The following is a 9,724-nucleotide window of genomic DNA, read 5'->3' on the forward strand; positions in this document are numbered from 1 at the left end:
TGTTTTAATACAACATAAGTTGTATAATAGAATTAGTAAAACATATGTTGTATTTAGGGGTGGGTACGGATGGATATATATAATGTGGATCAGGCTTTTATGCTATTAAAGCAATATAAATTAACGACTCATAAAGAGAGTGTGCGCCGTTGGTTGAGAAATGGCATCTTAAAAGGGATCCCACCGCAATCGAAAAAAGGTGGATGGCACATCAAGGAAGCTGATTTGTGGGTTTTTATTCGAGAACGAACACCCGATGTTGATCCTCAACCAAGAAAGGATCCGGAAGCGATACGCTCCGCCATGTGGTGGGAAATCGTAAGAAAAAATATTTTTGAAGGTTTCATTGAGATCAAAAAGTCGGATGTTAAAACGTGTATTGAACAAAATCGGCAGTCTAAAGCTTTTGAAAGGGATGTCTGGGAAAATCTCCGTCAAAATAAACGTGGTTACATGACCCCTCGTATTCCCTACTTACTTGATGCATGCCTTTATGATGGCCAAAGGATTAAAATGGACAACAATTTTTCAGAAACCAAAGATCAAATTCTATTTGCTGTCATTGAGCACTTACGACAAGAGAAGGTTTATAAATAAAACACCATATGTTGTATCAATTCTGAAATCCTCCATGATGATTAAATGGTTATAATCATAACCATGACCGCAGGAATCCCTTGACAGATATAGAATAATAAGATCATGAGGATACGGTGAGAGGGGTGATGATCATATGACTAAATGGCTGACAGTGTTAGAAATTGAAGAACAAACTCATATTCCAAATGCTACGATTAGAAGATATATGCGCCATCATGGCCATCATCTGAACATAAGGAAAAAGGGAAAAGCTTATCAAGTCGCCCAAGAATCCATTGAGATTGTACAGAAGATCAGAAAGCTCTATGATAAGGGAAAAAGTACGGAACAGGTTGAAGAAGGTCTGGTAAGTATGGGTACACCTGTGACTATAACTGTGCCTAATGATGATCAGATGGTGACTGTTAATGTTGGTGAAGCCTTTCAGAGCTTAAAGAATGAGATCGAGGACCTTAAAGAAAACCACCATGAACAGATGACTATGTTACTTGATCGGTTAGATAAACAGCAACAATACATTGATCAGAAGATGGTTGAAAGAGATCAAAAGTTAACAGATGTTTTAAGGGAGACAGCTGCAGGACGTTCTAATCATAAAAAGGGATGGTTGGCTAAGCTGCTAGGTAAATAGATAATATTTATAAATCAAATGTTGTATTAAATTATTTAAGGGATAAAAATTTTATCATTCCATTAAATACCAAAATATGGTCTATAGACGGTGTCCATCCTATCATCCACTTAACATAATCGCCGTTATCAGAACTGATGATGAAAGCTTACTTATACCAGAATCGGGCTATTTAATTGAACAATGAAAGGGAAGAGGTAAAGATGAATCATTCTGTTCAGGAAATCTTTAAAGAAATTAAAACTGATAATTTACTCCTTAGAATGCCAAAGCAAGAGGACTTATCCTACATACTGTCGATAGAAGGAGATCCAGCTACAAATCAATACCGTCCAGCAGGGCCGATGAAAGATCTTGAGGAAGCCCAAGAATCATTAAATCGTTGGAGAAATGATTGGCTGAATTATGGATACGGCTATTGGGTAGTTGTTCTCCCGACTACGTTAGATGTAATTGGAATTGGAGGGATTGGTAAAGATCGCTGGAAAGGGATGGACGTGTTGAATCTCTATTATAGGTTTTCACCAAAGGCATGGGGACACGGATATGCTACGGAATTAGCTAGGGTTGCTGTTAAAATGTCTAAAGATTATATACCTAATTTGTCTGTTATAGCCCGAATTCGCCCTTCTAATAAACCATCAATAAGGGTGGCTGAAAGAATTGGCCTTCAACACTATCATAAACTTGATTCTGATGAACATATGACTTTTATTTCTGACAAAAGCAAGGTAAGTACAAAGACGCCAATTTGATCTCTTATTGCTTACATTGAAATTTTACCTATCTACCGCAATCGGGCGCGAAGATTGGCTCCAGTTAACATAAGGATTGTTATCAGAACGATCATGAAGGGGTTGTTTATACCATAATCGGGCCATTTAACGAAACAATACTTTCTAAATTGGGGGGTATCATGAAGTTTAGAAAAGCTAATTCAAATGACGCTTTAGGTGTTGCAAGAGTACAGGTAGATAGTTGGAAAACGACATATAAAAACATTGTTCCAGATGAGTATTTGGAGCAAATGACTTATGAAAGCAGAGAGAAAAAGTGGAAAGATATTATTTCGAAACAAGCTGTATTTGTTGCGGAAAACAATAAAGGTGAAATAGTTGGCTTTTCCAATGCTGGTAAAGAAAGAACGGGTAAATACCCTGATTATAAAGGTGAATTATATGCCATTTATATCCTAAAAGAATACCAAGGAAAAGGAATAGGCAAATTACTGCTTAAACCTGTCGTAGAATACTTAAAAGAAAAAAATATTTTTTCAATGACAGTATGGGTATTGGAAAAAAACAAATCAAGGCTATTTTATGAGCATCTTGGAGCAAGGGAAATAGAGGGCGTTAGGATAGAAATAATGGGCAAGAGGTTAAACGAACTAGCTTATGGTTGGAAGGATATAACTGAAATAAATTGATCTTTCAACAATCGGGCGCGATAGCAGAAGAAACCTTTAGCCGCGAGAAGTGACATACTAAATTAATCATCATTGGCAAGGAATGCGGCAAACGCGGCTACACCACCGCCAGTGAGGACAACTATTATTACCGTAATAATAATTATCAAATTCTGATGTACATCCATAGCATAACAAATCCTTTACTTAAAATTCTTTGTTATTTACTCTACTACATTTGATAACTTATTTGTACCTTTAGTTTAACAAAGTATATGAACGGTTTTCTACGCCAGTTAACATAACGCCTCTTACAGGAACCACTCCCACACCCCAAAGCCCAAATTCAGCGATATTCGCCGATCTCGGGCTTTTTTCAGGTCAGGAAAGAAGGGGAACAGACCCCTTATAATCGAAAAGCGCGTTCTGGGATTTGCTCGGGATTACTCGAACTTCCGATACAATTTGAAAGTTGTTTTTGTCTATATTTTTATGATAAAATTGAATCAGAAAATCAGAAAATCGTATAATCAAATTAAGAAGGGGCATCATATGATGGTAAAAACAGTAGAACGAGGTGCTCATATGCCACAACATGAATCGATTCGCTTTAAAAAGCGGTCTCAAGTGACGATTCCTAAAGACTTTGTGGACGCTTTGCAGCTGCATGAAGGGGATCGTCTGGAATGTCGTCTAGAAGATGGGAAAATTGTCATTGTCCCCACCGTTGAGGTGCCAAGAGATCAAGCCTGGTTTTGGTCTGAGCAATGGCAAAAGGAAGAAAATGAAGTCGAGCAAGAGCTAAGGGATGGCCGTGTGTCTGCACCTATGAATTTAGATGAAACATTGTCCGCTTTGGATGACTTGTCGAAGGAGAAATAGTCGTGGATTTTAGACGGACGGCACGTTTTGACGAGAATTTTGCCGAGCTGGATGTGGTGTCTCAAAAGGCTATAAAAAAGGCATTGGGTTTTTTGGCCCAGGATCCCCGATACCCTTCTCTCCGAACCAAAAAGATGGAGGGTTGGGACTACATATTTGAAGCAAGTGCTAACATGGATATCCGAATTACCTTTCATTTTGAAAAGCCGGATACCATCGTTTTAAGGAACTGTGGTCATCATGATCGGACATTAAAAAACCCATAAAAGGGGGGATGAATTTCACCGGGAGCGGGGATCCAATACGTAGGGCACATATTGTGTCCTTTTTATTTCGCTTTTAATACAACCTATGTTGCATTATGGGGATGAAGGTCTAAGAATACCTTAAGGCGTTTGCTGTTGCCTTGAAGGTAGCAAAGATTTAATGTGTGGGATCTGTATGTAAAGTAGACTTTACGTAAAGCGAACTTTACTTTATAATGTTAATTAAGGAGGAGGATAAATGGAAAATAAACTCAAGGAATTTAGGAAAAAATTTCATTGGTCTCAAGAGGAATTAGCAAATAAATTAGAAGTATCTAGGCAATCGATAATATCCATAGAAAAGGGAAAGTACACCCCTTCTTTATTACTTGCTTTTAAAATTGCGTCTACTTTTGACGTTAAAATCGAAGACGTTTTTATTCCAAATAATGAAGGGAGAATTTAATTATGAAATATAAGCAATATACTGTTATAGGCATTATCTTTCTTTTAGTTTCAGCGTTCTTATTAGTGGTAGATATAATTTTAAATGGAGGACTTTTAGGATGGTTTTTTATAACTCTTGCATTTAGTATTTTAGCGTTTACTGTAGGTTATATTAATCCGAGGCTTTCTGATGATGAAAGAGCGAAATTCATACGTTCTAAATCTGTTAATTACTCGTTCTTTTTTATAATTGGATATTTAATTATAGCCTTCGGATTGAAAACATGGCTTGATCAAGAGATTAACACTCAATCCTTATTTATGGCTTTTGCATCTTTGTCTATAGCAACACTATGCGTGTCTTTAATTGTAACCGAAAGAAGAAACTAAAAGTGGAGAAGGGCGTCAATTAAGACGCCCTATTGTAATTATATATTGTGACCAACGCAATAACCGAGAGTACCGCCGTAAACAGAGCCAGCGGCATAAATACAAGGTGCACATCCTGCTCCTGCTGTTCCTACACATAATGCTGCACAAGCTATAGATATTCCTGCTATAGCCCATGATGATACACCTGCATTATTTAGACAGTCCTTAAAACCACTATTAAGCTGTGTAAGTAAAATAAAATACTAAAACAAAGGCTGCAACTGCACAAATACCTATTACAGATCGAGATAGGGTTTTATTACTTTTTACCTTTATAATTCTATCTAGTGTTACGAAGACACCAATTGTTGCAATAACAATTGCAAACATACTAATTGTAGAAGGATAAGTAAAGGTAGCTACAATCAGAGCAATAATAATAATTGAGATATTATAAGTTAATCGTTTTTTTGAGATTGCCACTTTTTTCACTCCTTTACTTAATCATAATTAAAGAGTGATAATCTTCCAATAGGATAAATGAACGTTTTAAGGGACGAGACAAGCGGCAAGGTATCCTCCGCCACATCCAACACAAGCACCACATGCAGGTAGTGTTCCAAACATACAACTTCCGCAACCGGCTCCGCATGCCCACTTTGCCCATGAAGGCATATGCTTCCAATTGTTCTTAACACAATCTTTAACATCAGACCAATAGCTTGCATGTGCCGTATCCTTTTGAATCATACCAGCAGTGGCCTTTTCTATTTTATTACCATATTCAATCTTTTGAACATCTTTTGTCTTAGCATTTACCTTTAACCCTGCAATTGCTTTTCCATCCATCGTTTTAATTGTCATTTCATTATTAACACCGTTATCTTTCGTTTTCCATTCCATAATAACAGTATCGCCAATTTCCTTAGTTTGATCATTGTATCCAATAAACATAAAGATTTTTTGATCGTCTGACTTTTTATTCGCTTTTAATGGAACTGAAAGGCCGTTTTTACCAGACACATAGTCATATTTTTCAGCTTCGTTCCAGTTGAAATCTGACTTTTTATAAATACTTGTTTTTCCACCTTTGTACCAGCTATTTACTTGTTTCTTCAATTGTTTTAAAACTTTATCATTTTTAAATTTCTCTTCCCCTTGATGTTCATACACTTTCCCAGGTGTATCACTATTACTGGTTTGAGCATCAGCTTTTGATGAACTCAAGTTTAGTGAATAAGGTTGAAACATAAAAAAGAAAGCAACAATAAGACTTGCTAGAATGACCCCAATTTTCTTTAACATGAAGTTTTTTCCTCCTCCTTCACTCAAATACCATTAATGATAATATATGTATCACGCGCGACAAGATAAATATTAGCACTATTCCTAAAACAGTAAATAGTCGTAAAGAACTTGTTTTGTTTCAAATGTAACAAAATATGGTTCTTTAGTAGTGTTTTTCAATTAATTGATTAGAAATGTTAATTAGAGCCCCTTGTCAACGGTAAGCGGACCGAAGGGAGCATTAAGGAGTTGACAAGGTTTACCAACCAAAACCCTGTTGGCATTGAACAAACCTCGTTTGTTCCTGCCTACCGGCGAGGGAGCCCTTCCGAGATCGGAAGGGTTGGGTAGGTTGAGTTTTTTATTGCGATCCAACGGGCTGCCGTTGGCGAGGTGTTGGGCGAGGAGCCCAAGGTCTTGACTCTCTAAGCCTCGCAGAGCACACGTTTTTCGCAGAAAAGTATAGTGTGCTATACTTTTCATGGAAGTTTTGCCGATTCATTCCCCTCCGCCTTTTCCATTTATATCCTTTCGTTGAGAGGGTTGGGCGTTAATATGATGGGGGTTAATAAAACAAATGTTGCGTTACGATATTTGGGTTTTGTGATGTGGGGAGGGTTTAGGTAGTGAGTTATGCGATTTGTCGAATGGAGAAAATGAAAGGTCATGCGTTAAAAGGCATTCAGTTTCATAATCAACGAGAACGTGAGAGTCGAACAAATCCTCATATTGATCCGATGAAAAGCCATGAGAATTATGATCTCGTTAATTCGAAAAAGATTGATTACAACAAGCGGATTAAAGAAATCATTGAGCGGCAGAAGGTTGGGACTCGGAAAACCCGAAAAGATGCGGTTCTTGTCAATGAGTTTATGATTACGAGTGATAAGGACTTCTTTGATCGTCTGGAGCCCAAAGAGCAAAAACGGTACTTTGAGGAAGCGCATCAATGGTTTGCGGAACGCTATGGCGAACAAAACATGGCGTATGCGACGGTCCATATGGACGAAAAGACCCCTCACATGCATTTAGGCGTGGTGCCCATGCGTGATGGCAGGCTCCAAGGCAAGAATGTGTTTAATCGTCAGGAGTTGCGTTCGCTCCAGGAGGACTTTCCGAAACACATGAGGGACCTTGGCTTTGACCTGCAGCGGGGTGAAAAAGGATCCGATCGGGAGCATCTAACGACCCAAGATCTGAAAGCGAAAACGCTCAAGGAAAAGGTCGCCACACTAGAAAAGGAGATTGGTGACAAGGAACATTCTTTAGCGGAAAAAAGGGAACATCTCACCGATCTGAAACAGTCCTTGGATCATGTGAAAAAAGTCGATCAGGTTGCATTTAAGGAAGGGGGCTTATTTGGTCATAAAACAGCCAAATTAGAGCTTTCTGAGTTTGAAGGAATCAAAACACAGGCAAAGCTATCAGAATCGCTTAGAGGGGAAAATAGAGCCCTTAGACGGGATTTAGAAGAGACGAAAGAGGAAAATACAAGATTAAAAGATGATAATCAGCATTTAGGTCAGGAAAATAAAGCCTTGGCTCATGAAAATCGCTTTTTAAAAAAGACTCTGAGCCAATTGAAAGAAGTTTATAAAGATCGGGTAAAGGATTTCAGCCGGACGGTGGGGATATGTAAGGCCTTTGTTTTGAGTAAATTGGAAGGGCGTCTCCCCGAGAAATGTTTTGCTGATGAGCAGGAAAAGGAAGGGGCAAGGGACTTTTTACAGGCAAAAAAAGAGAAGCAGCAAGAAAAAGCGATACATCGTGATCGAGATCAGGGAATGGAGCGGTAGTTTGTGTATCATCTTCGAGTAGAGTGTATATACTATGGGTATACAAAATAGAATGGAGATGGTACAATGACAAGTAAAGATAAGGGAGTGTTGAAGGTGACAACAACGGTTCAAAAGTGGGGAAATAGCCTTGGTATTCGTATTCCGAGTAGTGTTGTGAAGGAAATTGCCATTCATCAAGGCTCTGAAATGGAAGTGATGGTGGAAAATCAAGGGATTACGTTAAAGCCAAAAAGGAAAAAGCCAACATTGGAAGAATTATTATCACAGTGCAAGCCGGAAAATCGTCATGAAGAAATTGACTTTGGTAGAGCAGGGAGGGAATTATTTTAATGTCAGCACCAGATCGAGGGGATCTTGTCTATTTAGATTTTGATCCCCAGTCGGGACATGAACAAGCGGGTCGTAGACCGGGTATTGTTTTGTCACCAAAAGAATTTAATGCGGTCACAGGGTTTATAGCTATCTGCCCGATTACGAATACCACTAGGGGATGGGGTTTTGAAATCGCATTACCTAGTGATTTGGTTTTTCAAGGGGTTATTTTAACGGATCAAGTCAAAAGTTTAGATTGGTCAACTCGAAGCCTTCAGGTGAAAGGCCATGCCCCCGAGGAAGTGATTACCGAATGTTTGGATAAAATACATACGTTTTTGTAAAGTAATTTGAAATGAGATTGATTGATTAAAGGCTTATATAAAAGGTTTTTTTATGATAATGTCGAAATTAGGAATAACGAGAAAAACCGCCCTAGCTTTGGTGGGCAAGGCGGTTCTCTCGTATCAAACAAGGGCGTTAGCCCCTTATTTATACTGTTATAAGTGTATTCTACCACATAGGGGTTAATTCCTTCCACACAAGGGAGCGAATTATTTTATGGAAAAAGTTGTAAGCCTTGACCAAGCGGAAAAAAAAGCTAGAAAAAGAGATTTTGATTTGGAAAAACTCCAATATACTTTAGATCATGGAGGAATCCCTCAAGAAGAAATTGAAAACGCTATGGAGTTGTTAAACAAAGCTACTGGAAAAGAACTTTACATAGGGACCAAACGATCGCCACAATCGAAAGTGAGGTTTGCTCAATTCTTGCAGAATAATTGGGAGTTTCTAAGACAAAAAAAGTATTTAACTGCTAGAGAAAAAAGCTTTTTTATTGATATTACGTCTTTCATTGCTTTTAGTAGTAACTGTATTGTAGAAGATATTGAAGCGAAAAACCCTTTACCTATGAACATCTCAGAGATTGCTAGTATTTTAGGTACTGATAGGTCAAATACAAGTAAAATTGTCAATTCACTTAAGAAAAAAGGTCTTTTATTTAAAGGTGAATCAGGCTTGGAGGGGAATAATGCAAAGGCATATGCAATTTTCATAAATCCCCATATTATTTATGCAGGCGATAAGGATAACGTAAATGAGGCTCTTCAAGTAATGTTCTTTAGAGCAATGAAAATGCCTATTTTAAAAGATTTACCCGATAAATTATTTTAATTAATATCAAAACGCAGTTGTTAAATTTGACAACTGCGTTTTTTATATGTGTTCGTGTTTTTGTTCGTGGTAATTTAACCACACAGGTGTGGGGATTTAACCACAGACGAAAAATCCCATAACCGTTGATATATCAAACTTTTTTACACTTTTACAAACCTCTCTCTTCTCACTCTCTATATAAGGGCTTTTCTCAAAACAAGGTTCGGGTCGTATTTTTCAAACCGCTAGCGCTGAAAAATCTCCACCCTTTCCCCCTTGTTTTGAGAAATTTTGGCGGTGTAGGCATGTCGCCAAGCCGAAACATACCCAAAACGAGAAAGTGGGGATTCGGCTTGCTCTTTCTAGTGTACCGCCAAAACCGCCTGCGTTTCTGCTCGAGATTGTTTATCCTTAGCCATAAAAGATGACATGTAGGAACCTTGGGGGTTTACCCCCAAACCCCCAGCCAGCCTTACGCCCCAAAACGAGGTTGTTTTAATACAACATAAGTTGTATAATAGAATTAGTAAAACATATGTTGTATTTAGGGGTGGGTACGGATGGATATATATAATGTGGATCAGGC

14 protein-coding genes are annotated in these 9,724 nt (G+C 38.1%); 12 read left to right on the forward strand and 2 right to left on the reverse strand.

The features are described from left to right. The first annotated feature begins 69 nt into the window (after window positions 1-69). From EV207_RS22460 to EV207_RS22495, 8 genes are all read left to right on the forward strand, one after another. Window positions 70-597, forward strand: a complete 528-nt coding sequence (locus EV207_RS22460) for a hypothetical protein (protein WP_132748619.1) — start codon at window positions 70-72, stop codon at window positions 595-597. A gap of 136 nt (window positions 598-733) precedes the next feature. After that, window positions 734-1,231, forward strand: a complete 498-nt coding sequence (locus EV207_RS22465) for a hypothetical protein (protein ID WP_132748621.1) — start codon at window positions 734-736, stop codon at window positions 1,229-1,231. A gap of 176 nt (window positions 1,232-1,407) precedes the next feature. Continuing rightward, a complete protein-coding gene (locus EV207_RS22470) occupies window positions 1,408-1,986 on the forward strand; it encodes a GNAT family N-acetyltransferase (RefSeq protein WP_132748623.1) in 579 nt (192 codons plus the stop codon). Window positions 1,987-2,147: 161 nt separating this feature from the next. Continuing rightward, the gene (locus EV207_RS22475; protein ID WP_132748625.1) at window positions 2,148-2,657 is read left to right on the forward strand and encodes a GNAT family N-acetyltransferase; all 510 of its coding nucleotides are present in this window, start codon (window positions 2,148-2,150) and stop codon (window positions 2,655-2,657) included. Window positions 2,658-3,188: 531 nt separating this feature from the next. Further along, window positions 3,189-3,518: an AbrB/MazE/SpoVT family DNA-binding domain-containing protein gene (locus EV207_RS22480; RefSeq protein ID WP_243647210.1), complete on the forward strand. Its 330-nt coding sequence runs from the start codon at window positions 3,189-3,191 to the stop codon at window positions 3,516-3,518. A 2-nt stretch (window positions 3,519-3,520) separates the two neighbouring features. Continuing rightward, on the forward strand, window positions 3,521-3,784 hold the full coding sequence (locus EV207_RS22485) for a cytotoxin (protein ID WP_132748627.1): 264 nt from the start codon (window positions 3,521-3,523) through the stop codon (window positions 3,782-3,784). Window positions 3,785-4,022: 238 nt separating this feature from the next. Continuing rightward, entirely contained in the window at window positions 4,023-4,229 is a 207-nt protein-coding gene (locus tag EV207_RS22490; protein ID WP_132748628.1) for a helix-turn-helix transcriptional regulator, read from the forward strand. A 2-nt stretch (window positions 4,230-4,231) separates the two neighbouring features. After that, window positions 4,232-4,600 (forward strand): hypothetical protein, encoded by a 369-nt coding sequence (locus EV207_RS22495; protein ID WP_132748630.1) that lies wholly within the window; start codon window positions 4,232-4,234, stop codon window positions 4,598-4,600. A gap of 219 nt (window positions 4,601-4,819) precedes the next feature. Here the strand turns inward: EV207_RS22495 and EV207_RS22500 are convergent, their stop codons facing one another. Both EV207_RS22500 and EV207_RS22505 read right to left on the reverse strand, forming a co-directional pair. Beyond that, window positions 4,820-5,065, reverse strand: a complete 246-nt coding sequence (locus tag EV207_RS22500) for a hypothetical protein (protein WP_132748632.1) — start codon at window positions 5,063-5,065, stop codon at window positions 4,820-4,822. 66 nt (window positions 5,066-5,131) lie between these two features. Next, window positions 5,132-5,887, reverse strand: coding sequence for a hypothetical protein (locus EV207_RS22505; RefSeq protein ID WP_132748634.1), 756 nt, complete (start codon window positions 5,885-5,887; stop codon window positions 5,132-5,134). A gap of 608 nt (window positions 5,888-6,495) precedes the next feature. On the opposite strand from EV207_RS22505, the gene mobV reads away from it, so the two are divergent. From mobV to EV207_RS22525, 4 genes are all read left to right on the forward strand, one after another. Then, window positions 6,496-7,665 (forward strand): MobV family relaxase, encoded by a 1,170-nt coding sequence (gene mobV / locus EV207_RS23810; protein WP_165887045.1) that lies wholly within the window; start codon window positions 6,496-6,498, stop codon window positions 7,663-7,665. Window positions 7,666-7,731: 66 nt separating this feature from the next. Beyond that, window positions 7,732-7,998: an AbrB/MazE/SpoVT family DNA-binding domain-containing protein gene (locus EV207_RS22515; protein ID WP_132748635.1), complete on the forward strand. Its 267-nt coding sequence runs from the start codon at window positions 7,732-7,734 to the stop codon at window positions 7,996-7,998. After that, window positions 7,998-8,324, forward strand: coding sequence for a type II toxin-antitoxin system PemK/MazF family toxin (locus tag EV207_RS22520; protein WP_132748637.1), 327 nt, complete (start codon window positions 7,998-8,000; stop codon window positions 8,322-8,324). Before EV207_RS22515 ends, EV207_RS22520 begins: the two co-directional genes overlap by 1 nt. A gap of 217 nt (window positions 8,325-8,541) precedes the next feature. Further along, window positions 8,542-9,156 (forward strand): MarR family transcriptional regulator, encoded by a 615-nt coding sequence (locus EV207_RS22525; RefSeq protein ID WP_132748639.1) that lies wholly within the window; start codon window positions 8,542-8,544, stop codon window positions 9,154-9,156. Window positions 9,157-9,724: the final 568 nt, after the last annotated feature.

Source organism: Scopulibacillus darangshiensis, assembly GCF_004341035.1.
GTDB classification, from domain to species: Bacteria; Bacillota; Bacilli; order Bacillales; family Sporolactobacillaceae; genus Scopulibacillus; species Scopulibacillus darangshiensis.